The 17,464-nt window shown below is 59.0% G+C and carries 11 protein-coding genes; 2 read left to right on the top strand and 9 right to left on the bottom strand.

Features of this window, described 5'->3' with window-relative positions:
• Positions 1-723 precede the first annotated feature (723 nt).
• Together IF803_RS40530 and IF803_RS40525 are read left to right on the top strand one after the other, a co-directional pair.
• Positions 724-2,634, top strand: coding sequence for an NEL-type E3 ubiquitin ligase domain-containing protein (locus IF803_RS40530; RefSeq protein WP_018270203.1), 1,911 nt, complete (start codon positions 724-726; stop codon positions 2,632-2,634).
• 2,896 nt (positions 2,635-5,530) lie between these two features.
• Complete coding sequence (locus tag IF803_RS40525) at positions 5,531-5,902, top strand: helix-turn-helix domain-containing protein (protein ID WP_016842040.1); 372 nt, start codon at positions 5,531-5,533, stop codon at positions 5,900-5,902.
• 247 nt (positions 5,903-6,149) lie between these two features.
• Here the strand turns inward: IF803_RS40525 and IF803_RS40520 are convergent, their stop codons facing one another.
• The 9 genes from IF803_RS40520 to nodU all read right to left on the bottom strand — a co-directional run.
• Positions 6,150-6,347, bottom strand: a complete 198-nt coding sequence (locus IF803_RS40520) for a helix-turn-helix domain-containing protein (protein ID WP_157183431.1) — start codon at positions 6,345-6,347, stop codon at positions 6,150-6,152.
• Positions 6,348-6,797: 450 nt separating this feature from the next.
• Positions 6,798-8,552, bottom strand: a complete 1,755-nt coding sequence (gene nifA, locus IF803_RS40515; protein WP_016842042.1) for a nif-specific transcriptional activator NifA — start codon at positions 8,550-8,552, stop codon at positions 6,798-6,800.
• Between the two features lie 254 nt (positions 8,553-8,806).
• Positions 8,807-9,643, bottom strand: coding sequence for an SDR family NAD(P)-dependent oxidoreductase (locus IF803_RS40510; RefSeq protein WP_026192378.1), 837 nt, complete (start codon positions 9,641-9,643; stop codon positions 8,807-8,809).
• 614 nt (positions 9,644-10,257) lie between these two features.
• Positions 10,258-10,464, bottom strand: coding sequence for a hypothetical protein (locus tag IF803_RS40505; RefSeq protein WP_125459275.1), 207 nt, complete (start codon positions 10,462-10,464; stop codon positions 10,258-10,260).
• Complete coding sequence (locus IF803_RS40500) at positions 10,461-11,573, bottom strand: nodulation protein NodZ (RefSeq protein ID WP_077231073.1); 1,113 nt, start codon at positions 11,571-11,573, stop codon at positions 10,461-10,463. Before IF803_RS40500 ends, IF803_RS40505 begins: the two co-directional genes overlap by 4 nt.
• 170 nt (positions 11,574-11,743) lie before the next feature.
• A complete protein-coding gene (locus IF803_RS40495) occupies positions 11,744-13,771 on the bottom strand; it encodes a carbamoyltransferase family protein (protein ID WP_026192376.1) in 2,028 nt (675 codons plus the stop codon).
• Positions 13,772-14,047: 276 nt separating this feature from the next.
• Complete coding sequence (locus tag IF803_RS40490) at positions 14,048-14,839, bottom strand: ABC transporter permease (protein WP_016842047.1); 792 nt, start codon at positions 14,837-14,839, stop codon at positions 14,048-14,050.
• Positions 14,840-14,842: 3 nt separating this feature from the next.
• Positions 14,843-15,763, bottom strand: a complete 921-nt coding sequence (gene nodI / locus IF803_RS40485; protein ID WP_018270195.1) for a nodulation factor ABC transporter ATP-binding protein NodI — start codon at positions 15,761-15,763, stop codon at positions 14,843-14,845.
• A 1-nt stretch (position 15,764) separates the two neighbouring features.
• The coding region (gene nodU, locus IF803_RS40480; protein ID WP_461195957.1) for a nodulation protein NodU at positions 15,765-17,464 on the bottom strand (1,700 nt) is incomplete at its 5' end.

The raw sequence follows: 17,464 nt of genomic DNA, 5'->3' as shown, positions 1-17,464 counted from the left end.
GGCGATCATCATCGCGCCGCGACACTGACTCGCCATCCTGATCGCCGCGCTCTTCCGACCCAGATCGTCGCGCTATATACTGTGATGCACCGAAGATCGATATCCCCGAGGCTTTCCACAAATGATAGTGGATGGCTTTCCACTGGCGGATAGGTTGGTCGCGGGGAGAATTCGCCATATTCCAGCTATCGGGGGGAGGCAGACCTGCTTGATCCCCTTCATGCCAAAACGGCGTCGGCAAATCTCGCACCCAGCTTTGAGTCCCACGACTCTGGGTCGACAAATTGTGTTGGGGGCCCGGGTCGATCCGCCGCAACCTGCCCCTTGCCCACTGCTCAGACCGTATTTGAAGTTGCTCCCGATTGGCGCGCGCTAGTCTTTGAACATGGCGGATAACCTGACGCTCGTCAGCTTATCGACAGCTGAGCTTCCTAGCGTACGCCTCCGTTGACGGCCGCCTTGTTTGACGGAGGCAAGCGCTGCAGGTCCTAGGGGGCATCCTGGGAGAAGGGCTATGACGATTTCGCGGGCAGAGGTGATCACATCGGTCGAGCCTCGGTGGTCGCGAGATGAGAAGGAAAGCTAGTTGCAGCATCGCTCGAGCCGGGAGCGACTGTTTCCGAGGTGGCTCGCATGGCCGGCCTTCATGTGAGCTAGCTGTTCAGGTGGCGCAAAAAGCTTGAGCCGCCTAGTCGGCTGAGACAAGACATGCCATGGAGTTCGATGAATACAGAACGGGCCCAGCCTCGCGCCGGCATACCTTTCGAATCCGAAAGCACCGAGCCAACGTCTAGGGCCGCCGGGCAGTCCCCTTCGTGCCTGACCCAGTGGGCGTCAGCCCTGACGCGGTGGGCGACAGGAGCGGCCGCCGCCGACCTCGTCTCGTCGCAGGACCGCGTCCTGGCGACCTGGGCAGCGGAAGAGGGGCAGGGCGAAGACGAGAATCGGCAAGAGGGGGTCAACCGGACGAGGGCATGGCGGGACGAAGGTGATGTCGGAGACGAGCTGAATTTGTCGTCATTGTCCCTGACCGCCTTGCCAGCCTCACTCTTGCCCAGGCTCCGGACCCTCAATGTCATCGGCAACCAGTTGAGCAGCCTGCCGGCCCGGCTTCCGGGCGGACTCCGGGACCTCTACGCCTCTGACAACCGGCTGACCAGTCTGCCCGCCCTTCCGAGCAGGCTCCGGCACCTCCACCTCATGGCCAACGAGCTTTCCAGCCTGCCGGCAGAGCTGCCATTTAGGCTCCGCAGCTTGACTGTCGATAGCAACCAGCTGACCGATCTGCCCGCCCTTCCGGCAACGATCGAGGAGTTGTCTGCCAGCAATAACCAGCTGACCAGCCTGCCCGATCTTCCAGCCAGGCTCCGCCGCCTGGACGTCAGCGAAAATCAGCTGACCAGTCTGCCCGATCTTCCAGCAAGGCTGCGGTACCTGGACGCAGGCGACAACCAGCTGACAAGCTTGCCTGGCGTTCCGGCCAGACTTCGATACCTGGACGTCAGCGAAAATCAGCTGACCAATCTGCCAGAGACACTCCCGGTCGGCCTTGAAATGCTCGGCGCCAGCAACAATCAGCTCACCGGCCTGCCCGCGACCGTGCTGACGCAGCTCGGCAGCGCGTCCAGCATCGATGTGCGATCTAATCCGATACCGGGCCCAGTGCTGGCCGATTTGGCGTCAGCCACGCGCGGCCCGGATTATGCCGGCCCGCAGGTCTTGCTGTCGATGCCCCTACAACCGGTGGAACATCAGCCGCCACTCCTGCACGAGGTTGTTGCGGATTGGCTCGCGGACGAGCCCGGCGCAGTGGCCGCCTGGCAGGGCTTCGCCGAAGAGCCGGGTGCGCAGGACTTCGCACTCTTTCTCGAAAGGCTCGCGGGCACCGTGAACTATGGTCATCAGGCGTTCCGCGACCAGGTGGCCGAGAATCTGCTACAGGCCGCGATGAGGCCGCGGCTGCGCGAGCAGTATTTCGAGCTGGCCAGTGGAGCGACTGCGTCCTGCGAGGACCGCGTCACTTTGACTTGGAACGGTATGCAGACCGCACGCCTGAACGCTGATGTCAAGGATGGGCTTTATGACAGTCAGCTCGACCAACTGCTCCAACACGGCCGTGTCATGTTTCGTTTGGAGGCGCTTGACGATATCGCACGCGAGACGGTCCGCTCGCTCCGTCGTGCCGACCCGGACGCCAATATCGACGAGATCGAGGTCTATCTTGCCTATCAGACCCAGCTACGGGATCGGCTGGAATTGCGCCACATCGCCCCTGATATGCGCTTCTTGAATCTCTCTGACGTCACGGCGGACGACGTTGCCCGGGCTGAGACGTCGGTGCGGGAACAGGAAGCGGCGGGTTTCGCGGATTTTCTGGCAACGCGCTGGGAGCCTTGGGATACGGTGGTGAAGCGGATCGCCCCCGATGATCATGCCGCGATGCGGGACCGGCTTGCCGATGCAATGGAAGATGAGTTTCCGACGCGCTTGAACGAACGACTCGCGGAGCCTGGCCTGACGGATGATGTCGATGCCCGGCGGGTGGTCGGAGCCCAGATCCTCAGCGAAATCGCCTGCGAGATCAAGGGCGAGCTGATGCATAAGGTTCTCCGGGAGCAGGGCCTCGAGCTCTGATCGATGCGATAGCCGCTCCGATCCTGCAGTCTCGTTTGGTCGTTACGGGACGAGCGATTGTTCAGGTCGCATGGATGATGCAGTTGCCGTCTGATGACCACCTCCGACCACCTCGGCGTGTTGTTCGCTCGCCGGCCGTACCTGGGAAACCCGCGATTCTAAACTAGCAAGCGATGCCAGAGTTCAAGGTCATTGCTCGCCTGGATTACGACGAACAGACCACGTTCGTCCGTGCAAGGCTGTGTCAGGTCACGACTGGCATAGCCTGGGTTGAACTTGATCACGCGCAGGATACTTCGACAGCGCGGCCAATGCCGCTTCATGATTCGCTCGCGTCGTAGCCGATGTCGCTCTCCGCCACCGGATCAGACTCCATCCGGATCCCGTTTGTGACCGCGAGCGGAGCGCGCTGGTGGCAGCGCAGAACGCCTTGCCGAATCTCCGTTCCCATCGGCGCAAGATTTCATAGCTCACTCGACGCCCAGCGCCCCCTGCATTCGTCGACAATGCGCAAGCTCAAGGGAAACCGGAAATACAACCAAACGCTATATCCGATCATTTCCGGTAGGAAGTAATGGCGACGATAAACCAGGGCGCTCGCCGCAGAGCTACCGGGCCGGAAGGCTGCCACTGCTGACCATCCGATAGGGCGGCGCGCGGCTCACCTTCTGAATGTCGACGATCCAAAGTCACTTCGGCGCTCTCGGCCCGACACCATGCCCGAGGGAAGCCGATGACGTAAGCGTGACGGAAGAGATCGGAGCCAACTTCGCCCCGCCCGAGCGCGAGCAGCTACGCTGCGGCTTCGTCAGCTTCTCGAAAGCTTGCTCTGGTAGGATGTCTGCTCAGGTGATCTTGGACGTGAGGCTGGGTGGACCCGCACAATCGTGACCCCATCCAATGTAACAGTTTGGTCGCAGCTGCAGCATGCCACTTCGGAAGAGCAGCAAGAGGGGCCGGCGAGGCAATAGACGTTTGAGCCGTCCTTGGCGACGGCGCTCCCAGCCAGTACCGGTACCTGTCCTCATCAGTCTGAAGAAGACCAGCGCCGCATTGATGACGCGACTGGTAATGCTATGGCTCGGAATCAAAGGTGCACATTAAAGCAGTACCACCGAACTTCGCCGATTACGGGCATGTTCTCCGCTTTCGGCGTCAAGCGTTTGATCTAAGCAAATCAGCAATCCTATCGCTCACGTCAACGAATTCTACTAATCGAACGATGAGGCGCCGTTGAGCAATCTTCGCGTTTGCTGCGAGCCAGCTACTCGCAGTGCGATTCCGCCCAGCCCCCCTCAGAGGACGACGAAAGTTTCTTTAAAATGATGACTCGTGCCGATAGACGCAGCGAGGCCGCCCTTGACCAGTATCACCCTGCTCTTCGCAGATTCTCCGAGGCACTTATTCTTGAGAGCCAGACGATATCTGGACTGGACCACGACTCGCGGATCAAGTCCGCTCGGAGGCTGTTCCCACGCGACAAGAATCTCATCTCCGCGTTAAATTTGTTTCGTGCTGCGGAGCTATGCGCAAAATTCGGTTCGTAATACGGAGCGTGCCTTGTCCGGGCGCTTCGAGCGGGCAGCTAAGCATTGCAGCCTTGGCGGAGCAATCTTCTATGGTGATTTGCCAGCTTCGGTTGGGTTAGGCGACACGGCACGTGACCACCTTATGGCAATTCAAGAGCATGTCGCTCCGATGGAAACTCGCTATTTCCGTGGTGTTGGCAATTAACCCACCGTCCGAGCCAGCCCGGGGCAATCGGCTCGCTCTGTCCGAAATCAGATGACGGACGATATTCAGGTACGGCGCATCGGCGCCCGACGAAGTGGATAAGCGTTTGGAGCGTCTAGCCGACATCCTCATTGACTGCATCGCCCACGGCAACTCGGTCAGCTTTCTGCCACCGCTAACTCGACGACGTGCGCTGGTGTACTGGCGTAGCGTCGCGGACGCGGTTTTTTGCAATGGATGCGTGCTACTAGCTGCGGAAGATGGCGCAGGGGATTATTTTGCTGCTCGGGCAGCCGTTGGATGAAGTGTGCGAGCCAGGCGAACGACCGCCATAAACTTTCGTATCGTTAAGTGACCCCCTTGAGGTGCCCAATTTTTACCAAGGTTCAATTGAGCCGCTGATCACGATCCTCTTAGCTGCATGCGCGGCTGGCCACAGCGACATCTCATTCGTCTTCGCCGGCTTCGTCAACTGATAGCGAATCGGGAGGTCGCGAATTCTATTTTTCGTCGGAATGACAGCATTTGCCGAGACGTGGATAGAGATACTGATGGAACCATTCGAGCTTGCGTGGTGCGAGTTCGAATACCAACGGGCTCTCAGATGCCTCGAAGCGAGGGAAAACAGGGCGAACGACGTCTGATCCATCATGCGGGAGGACCTGTGGCCAAACACTCTATGACAGCGCACGGCCACGCGCGCCACGAGCGGCGATACAGCGATCGAAAGCTCGCTCAAAGAATTAAAGAATTAGCCAGCACGGTCCTAATCAGAAGACCATCACCAAGCAGCGTAAGGCGGCGTCGTGCACGATGCACCGACGGGTTGCAAGACCGTCCGCTCGATTGAGGAAGAGGCAATCGTCGTTGCCTTTCGCAAGAACAACCTTGTGAGCTGCAAATTTATCGAGAATTTGGGCGCCCTTGCGCGATGAACACGGTACGCAATCATGTTGGAGCTCCGGTAGAAATACGGGAATGAAGCTGCGCCGGCGGTAAGCATGCTCACAAAATCCATGACAATTGAACTCGCGCTAGTTGTGGTTCGGTCGATATTCTGCCAAGCGTAACTGTCGGAGTGACGGATCCCTGACCTAGAAGGCAGGGGACCTCTCGATCGTAAGGACGGGTCGCCAGAATGAATAGATCAGCAGCAAAGAAGATGCAGCAGCGCAGTGCCGGCAAGCCTGACATTGAGTTGGGCAAGCGGATCCGCCTGCGGCGTGTGGAGCAGAAGATTTCGCAGGCCGAACTCGGCGATAAGCTCGGCGTCAGCTTCCAGCAGGTCCAGAAGTACGAGAAGGGCGTCAACCGTGTCGGCGCTGCCCGTCTTCAGCAGATCGCCACTACGCTCGACGTCCCCGTCACCTTCTTTTACGGCGGTGACAACAAGGCGCGCGAGGTTGAGAGCCTCCTGTTCCTGGACAGCGCCTTCAGTCTGCGGTTGCTGCGCGCCTACAGTAAGATCAAGGATCAGACCGTCCAGCGTCAGCTGGTGTCGCTGATGGAGTCGATCGCCGCCGACGAGGATTGACCGGTACTCGACGTCAGATCGCGGCACATGGACGCGACCTCGTCTCAGGACCCACTCCCGCGGCGAGAGCGGTCGATTGACTTGTACACGCCTCACTTTCAGCCGGTAATCTCAGGGCTACTCTCCTCGATCACGGCACCGCATCCCCGATGTCGACACGATTCTGGTTGACGGATCGAGCGACAATCTGATCTTCGAGCTCGCCAACTCCGCCATTGACATCTCCCTCATGGTGAGGAGCGCCGTCCTACGTGCGAAAGGCGAAGCCGCGCGGCTTGCTATGGAAGATCGCGGCAAACAGCGCCTCTTTGGTCGGGAAACGGGTATAGACCGTTGCCTTGCTAGTACGGCATGCGATCTCCTCGACGCTGACGCCGGCGAGTTCACGAGCCAGGAACAACTCGCATGCCGCGGTCGAGATCCGCAGGTCCACTTCGGCGGCCAAGTCCGTCGGCGGCCGTCCCAGACGCACCGCCTTTTGCGCCGCCCACCTTATGTTCGCTCCTCCATTCATCCACCCTAGGCTAGTTTGTCCATTCAATTAGTCTTCTGGGAAAGAGAAGGTGGCTTAGGCGCCATGATCCAGCGACAAACTGACGGGAAGAGCGGTGAACTTGTTCGAGGTCGGAGCTGTTGTCTACCGCTGGTCGGCGACGCACGGCGTCCGTCAGGGGCGGCAAAATGGTTTCAACCCGTAACATGCCGGCGGGTTCACCACCGCGCCGCTCAGCCCAGTTCTCGCTGCGCTCCAAGCGAAGTCGCCTTGCCAGGGCGGCAGACGGGCGGTTCCTCGCATGCGTGGTCAACCTGCCGCCGAGGCGGGCCGCCCTTTTTCAGATTTTGGTGGCATTGGATGCGCCCGCAAAAACCCAGTCCTCTCATGGTCCGCGCACGTTCAGAACCGCTTGATCTCGATTCCGTACTTCCTCAGCGCGTAGCCAATCTGGCGCGGCGTTAGTCCGAGCAAGCGTGCAGCTTTTGCCTGTACCCAACCAGATTTTTCCATGGCTGCAATGACCCGCTCGCGATCGGCCATCTTCGCGCCACTTACGAGGACTGTGCCAGGGGGTGCCAGTGAGGCCAGTTCGCTGCCGACAAGTGGGGCCGGCGCGGTCGCTTCAGACGGCAAACTGATCGGCTTGGCGGGCACTGGGACGACCGGTGCCGTTTGGACTGTCGCCTCCTCGGACGTACTTTTCCACAGCATCGCGGAAAGGCACTGGCCGTGGCAACATGCAAAATCATTTCTCACGATCGATGGCCCGGCCGACAGGGTCGCTGTGCGCTCGATGCAGTTTTCGAGCTCGCGGACATTTCCCGGAAAGCCGCAGTTCATCAGCACATCGATCGCGCTCGCTTCCAAGGTCAGCGTACGGCCGTTCACGCTATTGAAATTCCTCAGGAACTCACCGGCAAGCAGCGGAATATCGCTGCGTCTTTCGCGCAGCGGCGGCAGCAGCAAGGGAACAACGCTGATGCGATAGTAGAGGTCTGCGCGAAACTCGCTCCTTGCCACAGCCTCTTCAAGGTTCTTGTTGGTTGCGGCTATGACTCGAACATCGACCTTTATGGTCTGGTTGCTGCCGACCCGCTCGAACTCCTGCTCCTGCAGGACACGCAGCAACTTCGCCTGGAACGGGGCCGAAATCTCGCCGATCTCGTCAAGGAACAGTGTGCCTTTGTCAGCAAGCTCGAAGCGCCCCTTGCGCGAGCTGAAGGCGCCAGTAAAGGCACCTTTCTCATGACCGAACAATTCGGATTCCAGCACTGTCTCAGGTAGTGCCGCGCAATTCAGCTTAATGAAGGGCCGCTTGGCGCGGGACGATGATTCGTGAATAGCCTTGGCTACAAGTTCCTTTCCGGTACCGGATTCGCCGCGCAGCAGAACCGTGCTGTTCGATTTGGCCACGACCGCGATCTTTTCGAGCAAGCCGCGCAGCGCCGGACTGTCGCCGATGATCCCATGAACAGGTACCTTCTTACGCTCCCGTACAGGCTGCCTAAACTCGAATAATTGCTTTTGCAGACGGTCCTTCTCCACCATCAGCCGCTCGCGATCGCAGGCGAACAAGCGATGAAGCCTTACTGTCTGTCCCACCAGGTTGGCGATCATGGTGAGCAGCCGCGCATCATAATCGAGCCGGAGACTCGACCTTTCGTCACAGACACGGTCGAGCGTCAGTGTACCCACGACTTTCGGATCGATGCGGATCGGAACTCCGATGAACGACACCGGCATGTTATCCGAGGCACCGAGCACCTCAAGGTCAGCTGCGCTGAACGCCGGCTCCGCTGCCACGTTCTCGGCGACAAGAGGCCTGTCGGTCGCAACGATCTGGTCGATTGCCTTCCGTGGCAGGCGCATCCGGAAGCGGTCGTCGCTGCCTTCGCTCCAGCCAGCACCCACGGTAATGTCCGGCATCCCGTCATCGTCGAACAGTGAGACGATACCGTGTCGCATCTGCACAAACGATTGCAGAAGGCCTACGACGTTGGCCAGCGTGACCTCGAGCCGGCAGGGAGCGGTGAGTATTTTCGATATTTCGAAGATACCGGTCAGCGCGCTCTCGCGCAGCGGCTCGCCCGAGAGCTCGCGCTCCGTCTCTGGATGAGAGGCAGGTATCTCGCGTGCGGAAGCGATATGCAGCATGAGGCGGTCTCCGTTATTTTGATCATCCTCCCTAGCACCTTGTTCGGATTTGCGAGCTTCGTTTTGCATGTCATGCTCGATCTAGCGTTACGAATTAACGAGATGACATAGAAGCGTAACACCTTTTCATGGCACGACGGTAACCTTACAGTGGTTTGATTTCATCTTTTTTCGGAATAGGTGCGCGACGTCAGCGTAGAACACGAACTTCAACGCTGAGGCTTAAGTCAGCCGCGTTGCCAGGCTTGGTCGATTCACAGATGTTGCCCACCATTGATCGGCACCTCGGCCCCCGTAACATAGCTTGCGGCATCCGAGCATAGGAAGAAGATGACCTTGGCCACTTCGTCGGGTGTTCCCACTCTGCGCAACGGGATGTTTGGCACGAGACGCGCTTCCGTGTCGGGCGACAACATGTCCGTTCTGATCTCGCCTGGCGCGATCGCGTTCACACGAACGCCATAGGGCGCATAATCGTGGGCCATTTCGCGTGTGAGACTCGCAAGCGCGGCCTTCGACGTCGCGTAGGCGCTGCCGGCAAACGGGTGCACCCGCGAACCAGCGATCGACGTCACGTTGACAATCGATCCTGACGCGGCCCTTAGCTCGTCAAATAAACCCCTCGCCAGCAGGATCGGGGCCACGAGATTCAGATGGAACACTCTCATCCAGGTTTCAGTTGACGTCGTCAACGAGGTCAGCCGGTCACCATCAGACGTCTTCGGCGAGATGCCGGCGTTGTTCACTAATGCGTGCAAGGGTGCGCCCGCCAAGCGTTCCTTGACCTGCGCGATCAAGCGCGGCAGCATTTGATAATCGCTAAGGTCGACCTGGACATGATCCTCGCGCCCGGAGTCCCACGGGCACCGCGCGCCATCGAATGGCTGGCGCGCGCAAGAAATGATGCGCCAACCTGCCTCCGAAAACAGCTTGGCAGTGGCATGCCCAATTCCGCGCGATGCCCCAGTCAGCAACATCGCCTTCTGCTCTCCCTGATGGAGGCGGGCTTCATCGGCGCGAAAGGGACAGCCCAAATGTGTCTCGGGCAGCGGACCTGCGATCAGATCGTCATTTGGCAGATCGAGACCCACGCCCGCCTCCTCTCCTGTAGCGCCGCTGGCGAACACGTAGCAGGATTTGGGCCACTCCGATGCACGCAAAGACGCTCCGGTTTTGCGTCCTAATGTCGCGCACGCCAAAAGCTTGGCGGATTCGCGACATGGTGCGTGTGCTTTGCAACATCGATGGTGCATCACCCACACAATGCCTGGAGCACACTCGGTCACTGCTAGGACCAGACACCACACTGCGCTCTCGTGATCGAGATCCGAAGCAGCGAGCGGATAAGGAACGCTCCTCGTCGAGGCAACGATCGGTCACGATGGTGGAGACACCCAGTAACCGTGTCGGTACGAAACAGAACCTGACGCACCAACTCCATACGTTAGGTTTTCTCGCAACTGATACCGAGCTCATCGCAGCACATCGCCGCGCTGATTGGTTGCGCGATCACGAGCGGGCGCACTGAATGTCCAACTCAATGCTCGAACCCGAAGGGTCCGTCCGCGCGAGCGAGTGGCGGCCGCGGCAACGGAACTCACCGGCCCAACGTAACCTCCTTCGAAAACTTGATCCGCGACGAACCGCCGAGAAGCTTTCACTTGCGGGTCGTCGCGAGGCAAGGCCGAGGACGATGTCCATCTGGTCAGCGTGGTGGCGGTACGGTAACGCCGCTCTTGTCAAGATCGAGCTTCAGCGGACGGCATTCGGCCGCCGCATCTTGCTGTTCTCCAGGGCAAGGGTCCGTTGGAACGTCGGTTTGGGCGATCAATTGTCGTCCGGAAACGTAGTGGCAGTGCTGCTCGATGCAAAAAGCGGCGATCAGATCGATGAGACGGGTTACGACTTTCATGAAGCCACGAGTTCTTTTGATGCTTCTTCAATCAAGATCAATCGGCTCGGATCGTTCAAATCGAATTCTATAACGCGCGGCGCAAAGAGGCGCGCATAGCGCGTGAAAGCGCTCGTCGGGGGGAAACGGATCACGGTATCGCATCGCGCAAGAAGATACATCTCGATGAGAGCGGAAAAGCCGCCCTCAGCTCCGAGCGCCGCGCTGTGCAACGGCCCGGCCTGAGCTGCCTGGAAGCGCTTTGGGATGGTGAAAACGTCAGGAAACATAGCTGACACCCTCTCAAGGACGTGCGCGCTGTCTGTGCACAGGAACGCCCTGACCGGTTTTGCATGCGGTAACGCCTTGGCCTTGTCGATGGCGTTACAGACCTGTTGCAAAGCCCGCTCGGGATCAGCCCAGTAGGGCGCATGCCCCATAACATCCTCTCCGTTGCCGTGCCGAACATGAATGCCGATCACGCTGAACGACGCAAGGTGCTCACGGAAGATGGCATCAATCCGTGCCTGCACTTCGGATCGCGGCTTGATGCTCCGAAAGATCTCTCGTTCAGCCTCCTCATCGCAGCGCCACATCAGGCAGGCGTCACACACAACTGTATTTGCATCGCTATCTTGCCCGCTTTGGAACAGCTGATCGAGTTCATCGCGTTCCCGGAAAATCTGCTCATCCGGGCGATAGGCGCAATCAATAGCTGGCCTATTCCACCATGCCGGGAAAAATGGTCCAGGAAATGAGTGCTGGTTGATCCGGTCGTCGCAGATCACCTGTACGCCGGCAATATCTTGAACCGGTTCGAAGAAGACGGGAAAGGCGTTGGTGAATGGTTGATCGAGATAACAGGACCCCCGCCAATCGATGACCAGCTTCCGTCCGGTCCGCTCGGCAAAACGCCACGCTGCAGCCAGCGACCACAGGCAGTCGCCCAAGCCCGTACGTCGTCGGGAAACAACGAACTGATCATTTTTCGAACCGCCAGGCATCTGCATTGCCTCCTTCCGGACTCCTGGTTGAACAAGAGACGTCATTGGAGACACCTCACATATGGTCTTGGCCGATGTTATGGTCGGCGCTTGTGCTGCTCGCGCGTTGCGTCGGTAGAACTTCATAGCAGCGCTATCCTCGTAGTGGGTTCTCTCAACGCCTCCCTCTTTTCTTCCACTAGAGTTGTTGCGCCGATATACCCGATTTCAACTGGATGCCTATTGGTGCCCTATTCCACCTCGGCCTAGCCTCCTGTACATGGAGGCGCAGTCTTGGTCTTACATATGATCGCCGGTTATGCTTCGCCCAGCGCTTTAATGCGGACGCAAGCGGCGCGTGGCGGATGCAGCCGAACGCCCCGCTGTTCCCACAAGAGCCGAAGTTCCTTGACGAGATCTTCGCGCCGGGGCTGGTCCAACATAGTTGTGTCGAGAAGCCAGCCGAGCGAGGCCTCCCCCTCGATCCGCATCAGCAGGTCGAAGAGCTCATGCGAGATACGCATGCTCTCGCGCCCCGAATGTCCCATACGGATCTCGGAAACCGTTTCCTGACGATCTTCCGCTGTGTAAGAGCGAATACGATGAAGGGATGCATACGGAGGCAATGAAACGCCCAGTGTACACCAATCCGGCAGTGTTGCCGGCCGCTTCTCGACGAGGAATGGCTTAACTACAAGTCCGTCCAGGTCGGTCGTCAAGAAGGTGACGATGGCGTCTGAAACGGAATCGACGATCGGCTCGGCATTGTTGTTAAAGGACGTGTTTAGAAGAACCGGGATGCCGGTTCGCTTCTTGAATGCATTAATGACATCCCAATAGGCAGGATTTGTGTTGCGCGAGACCGTTTGCAGCCGAGCAGTTCCATCAACGTGCGTGACCGCACCAAGCACGCTATGGTGGGCCGCCCGCACACGAACCACGAAGTTCATGAAGGGAAACTCCCGCTTGCCGCCTGGGAGCTCAAAGAACTCGCTTGCATCCTCCTCCAGCACTGACGGCGCAAACGGACGATAGCCCTCGCGCTTTTTGACCATCGCGTTTATCCGGTTCTTGTTTTCCGCTGGCCGCGGGTCGGCGAGAATGCTGCGGTTGCCAAGCGCACGTGGCCCGAACTCAGAACGGCCCTGAACCCAGCCGATGACAGCGCCATTTGCCATCCAGTCCGCTGCACTCGCTGCGATGTCATCACTACGTTGAAAATCGAGGTGGCTGGACCATGCATTGAGCTCGTGTTCTATGGCTTGCTCGGTCCCGAGATCGGGTCCCCAATAGACGTCCGACAATCGCTCGCGCGGCGCGGGCCGGCCCAGCTCGTTTGACATCATCAATGCGGCGCCGAGTGCGCAACCGGCGTCATGCGCCGCGGGCTGGACGAAGATGTCGTCGAAAAGGCCGGAATAGAGCAGCTTACCGTTCATCGTGCAATTGTGGGCTACGCCTCCCGCCAGGCACAAGCGCTTCATGCCCGTCGCTTCGCGATGATGCCGCAGGATATGAAAGATGATCCGCTCCAGCGCTTCCTGCAGCGAAGCGCTGACGTCTCGATGCTGCTGTGTGAATGCCATTCCCTTTCGCCGGACCTGGATGCTGCGGATCAAGGCCGGGCCGATTCGATCCAGATGGACCCGATAACCGCCATTGTCCAACAATTCATAGAACTGCGCGAAGAGCTCGCGATAGGGCGCAGGGTCCCCATAGGGGGCAAGCCCCATCACTTTGTACTCGTCGAACAACCCGTAGCCGAGATAACGGATCGCCTCGAGATAGAACAGCCCCAGAGAGTTATGTTCTGGAAAGCTTGCGAGTTGCGAAATTTCGGTGCCAGACCCTACTGCCAGCAGACCTGAGAGAAAGTCTCCGCCACCGTCGACCGTAAAGATCAGGCTTTGCTCGAATCCAGACATGGCAAATGCGCTCGCGGCATGCGCTTCATGGTGATTTACGAAGAACACGCGCGACGCATCGACTTCGGTGCGGAACTCCCGCGCCAGCAGCTGACGTAGCAACAGTTTGGCGTCTAACGGCACGGCCTGAGAAAGAAATAGCCGCTCCAGCATGGTATTGCAGTAGGATTCAGTCGCGTAGAACGCGATGCGGTCGATCTCGCCAAGCTCCACTCCTGCAGCTGAAAGGCAGTATCGGATCGAGTTGCTTGGCAACTTGTTGGAGTGCTTGACTCGATTGAGGCGCTCTTCTTCGACAGCAGCAAGCACGCGGCCATCCCGCACGAGCACTGCAGCGCCATCGTGCAGAAATGTATTGGGCAGCTCGGCCGAGTTTTGATAGATTCTGTCCAGACCGCCACTCACTCCGAGACACAACATCTCGCTCTCCATTTGGTCATGACAGGAAGGCGAACCGCCCTCCCCAACTAGTTCGTCTGTACTGTCACGCTCCCTCGGCCACGCGGGCCAGGAAGCACAACCAATGCTTTGCGAAGTCCGGCCCGGCGCCGAGCCGGCTCAGCCTATTTGGGTGCTGGGCGTTCCCGCACCGTCCGACCGATCCGGCGCCGTGCGCCCGGCTTGTTATAAAGCCATTGCGACTGCCCCTGTCGCAGCTCACGCTACCTCAACCAAGACAGCGCATCGCGAATTCCGTCAACGCAGCAGACGGCGCCGAAACAATACCGTCGACACAAAGAAAGGTAATACCGCGTACATGCAGAGCGCACCGACATGGAAGGCAGCCCCGCCGCTGGCCGCACGGTCCAGCATCGCCGGGCGGATGAGATCGACCGAATGCGCCAGCGGCAACAAGCCGGCGATGTGCTGAAAGGAGCTCGGCAGTTGGCTCATCGGAAAGACTGCGCCACACAGAAACACCATGGGTGTCAGGATTAGCGTCTGGTAAAACACGAAGTAGTCGTAGCTCGGCGCAAGAGATATGACGACCATCGCCAAACTTGCAAAGACAAGGCCGGTCAAGGCCACCGTCGGCATCGCATACAAAATGGACGCCCAGGACGCATAACCCAGCGTCGCAGCGACAATTCCGATTGCGGTTCCGGCCAGAACGGACTTACTGGCTGCCCACACCAATTCGCCCAGAACGACGTCGCCAAGCGTGAGTTGTGTGGACAGGATTGCTTCCCAGGTACGCTTGGCATCCATCCGAGCAAAGGTTGCATACATGGTTTCAAAGGTCGCGGACGTCATGGCGCTGGTCGCGACCATGCCTGCTGCCAGGAACGAGATGTAGGAGGTCCCTTCAACACGACCCACGATTAGCCCGAGCCCAAAGCCAAGGCCAAACAGGTTGGTTATGGGATCTGCGAGGTTGCCGAGAACCGATGCAAGCGCGACTTTCCTCCATGCCAGGAAGTTTCGACGCCATACTGCAATCCAGTTGTACGCATTAGCGGGCATTAGCGCCGCATAGCTTTCACCCATCCCTCACTTCTCCATCTCGCGTCCGGTCAGCCGCAAGAACACGTCTTCGAGATTCGGCGGCCGCTGCAGAATGCGAAGGCCCGCTCGGCCGCGCAGTTGAACACGTACTTGCTCCGGATACGGCGCATAGCAAAACAGCGTCTCTCCACTCACTTCGATATTCCGAGTATAAGGCTTGAGCCATTCACCGAGCTCATGTGGATCACCGCCATAGATCTCGATCACGTCGCATCCGATATGCTCGTCGATCAAGGCGTTCGGCTTTCCTTCGGCTATCTTGCGTCCACTCTTGAGCACGCAAAGCCGATCGCATAGGCGTTCGGCTTCTTCCATGAAGTGGGTGGTGAGCAGGATTGTCTTGCCACGCGCAAGCAGAACGCGCAGACGCTCCCATATCAGGTGCCGCGCGTGCGGATCGAGGCCGGTCGTGGGCTCGTCCATCACCAGCAGATGCGGATCATTGATCAGGGCCCGCGCCAGTGTCAGCCGACGCTTCATGCCGCCCGACAGATGCGCGACGCGGACGTTCGCCTTGCTTTCCAGCCGTGCAAACTCGAGCAACGAGGGTACGATCGTCTCAACCTTGCGAGCACTCAAGCCGAAATAACGGCCAAATACCAGCAGGTTTTCGCGTACGGTGAATTCGAGCTCGAGGTTATCGAACTGCGGCACAACGCCAACGCGCATACGTGCTACACGCGCGCGCGCAGGCACAGGCTCGTTGAGGATTGTAATCTTGCCCGCATCCGGCGAGATCATCCCGAGCAGCATACGCGCAATCGTGCTCTTGCCGGCTCCATTTGGCCCGAGCAGACCAAAGCATTCTCCGCGCGCAACCGAGAACGACAGCTCATCGACGATGATTTTGTCGCCAAATGATTTTCTGACGCCGGCAAGGTCGATTGCTGCGGTGGACATGTTCATCTTAGGCTGACAAAAGGCGTTCAGCCGAAGTTGGCTTGCTTACGACGGTTTTGGTCCAGAGCAGGCCGTCGCACCACACATGCTCTACGCGCCCCCACTGGCAGGCGGCGGCCACGTCCGGGAAGAATCCTCGTCCATGGAGGTTGGCACTCGTATTGCAGAGCAGCGGAATGCCGGTGAGCTGTTCGAACTCGACGAGCAGCTCGGCGATTTTGTGTGGAGAGTTGCGGGCGACTGTCTGCAACCGCGCGGAGCCATCCAGATGGACGATAGCGGGGACCTTATCGCGCCACTCCTCCCGGGTCTGGTGATCGAACAGCATATAAGGATCTGGCGTCCCGGGACTGAAGATCTCCGGCGCCCGATCCTCCAGGCAAATCGGCGCTACTGGCCGGAAATGCTCGCGGCGCTTGATGTCGTTGAGGTGATCTTTCATTGCCGGCAAGGTCGCTGCTGCAAGAATGCTTCTGCCACCCAACGCCCGTGGCCCAAGCTCGGCGCGTCCCGATAGGAAGATTACGGGTTTGTTGTCAGCAAGAATGGCCGCAAGCTCGCGGAGAGTGCATGGTGCAGGCTCCCATTCTGACGGACTTTCGCTGGCCTGCAGCGCCGGACCGCTATAGACTGACCATTCTAGTGGCCCGAACCCCTTTTGTGCCGCCATCGCGCTGCAAGCGGCGCCAATTGCCGAGCCGCTGTCATTTGGAAACGGCGGCACCCAGACCTCATCGAACAGTCCCGTCGCCCGAAGCGCACTGTTCCACTTGATATTGAGCCCGCACCCCCCGGCTACACATAGGTTTCTCGCGCCCGGAAGCGACGAGTGTCGCAGCAAAACCATCGCAATTTCCCGGACAAGAAGACGTTCCAGGAACACATGAAACGACGCAAGGACGTCTTCGGCTCGCTTGGCCGTCAAGCGCAGCGCGCTCGCCTCAAAAAAGTCGTGTACAGCGGCAAGCGATGCCTCAGCATTGTTGATGTCGGCGCGGTAGCGACGGGCCTGCTCCGTATCCGCAGCGAAGCGCTTTTCGTAAAGCTCCTGAAACACAGCCACGATGGTTTCGTCGAAAGAGCCAAGCGCAATATAAGCCATCAGCTTGCCGGCGATGCCCAAGTCCCAATTGGTGCGATTCGGCTGCCTGTAAGGGCCAAAATGAAGGCCCGCGGCAGCATAGGAATGACCGATCATTGGAAACAGACTGGCAATGAGTCGGGCGCCTCGAGGTTCGACATAGTAGAGACGTGGAAAGATGCAGCCATCCCATACCAGACAGAACGCGGGCTTTCCGGCGCTGGCAAACGGGCTGGTGCTGTATGCCGAGGCGACGTGGCCGGTGACGTGCGGGTAACTCTTATAGGGAAACACCTTGCCGCCAAGGATCAGGCCATAGCCATCGACTGAATCTAGAAGGCCCTCGGCATGGCGCTCGACATATGGCGCCCCCTTCAACGCGATTGGAACCGCCCCACTGAGAACCTGGAACTGCGACTCGATCTCTCCATCCCAGCCGTCGATGACGAACTGATCAATATCTCGTGGATCCAGGCCATGCTCAGCCAACGCGAGCACGACTGCATCGAGGTTATCGACAGATTGATACCGTGGATTGTTGCCGCGCTTCTCTTGTTCGGTGCAAAAGACAAGCTGTCCGTCCTCGACGACAGCGATTGCCCCATCATGTGTTAACTTGATGCCAC

This window comes from Bradyrhizobium sp. UFLA06-06 (assembly GCF_054820065.1).
This window is presented reverse-complemented; position numbering and strand designations above follow the sequence as displayed.

Bases quoted from the DNA above. Each gene is read 5' to 3' on its own strand.
- IF803_RS40530 (WP_018270203.1), top strand. From the start codon at position 724: ATGAATACAGAACGGGCCCAGCCTCGCGCCGGCATACCTTTCGAATCC.
- IF803_RS40525 (WP_016842040.1), top strand. From the start codon at position 5,531: ATGCAGCAGCGCAGTGCCGGCAAGCCTGACATTGAGTTGGGCAAGCGG.
- nifA (WP_016842042.1), bottom strand. From the start codon at position 8,552: ATGCTGCATATCGCTTCCGCACGCGAGATACCTGCCTCTCATCCAGAG.
- IF803_RS40505 (WP_125459275.1), bottom strand. From the start codon at position 10,464: ATGAAAGTCGTAACCCGTCTCATCGATCTGATCGCCGCTTTTTGCATC.
- IF803_RS40500 (WP_077231073.1), bottom strand. From the start codon at position 11,573: ATGAAGTTCTACCGACGCAACGCGCGAGCAGCACAAGCGCCGACCATA.
- IF803_RS40495 (WP_026192376.1), bottom strand. From the start codon at position 13,771: ATGTTGTGTCTCGGAGTGAGTGGCGGTCTGGACAGAATCTATCAAAAC.
- IF803_RS40490 (WP_016842047.1), bottom strand. From the start codon at position 14,839: ATGGGTGAAAGCTATGCGGCGCTAATGCCCGCTAATGCGTACAACTGG.
- nodI (WP_018270195.1), bottom strand. From the start codon at position 15,763: ATGAACATGTCCACCGCAGCAATCGACCTTGCCGGCGTCAGAAAATCA.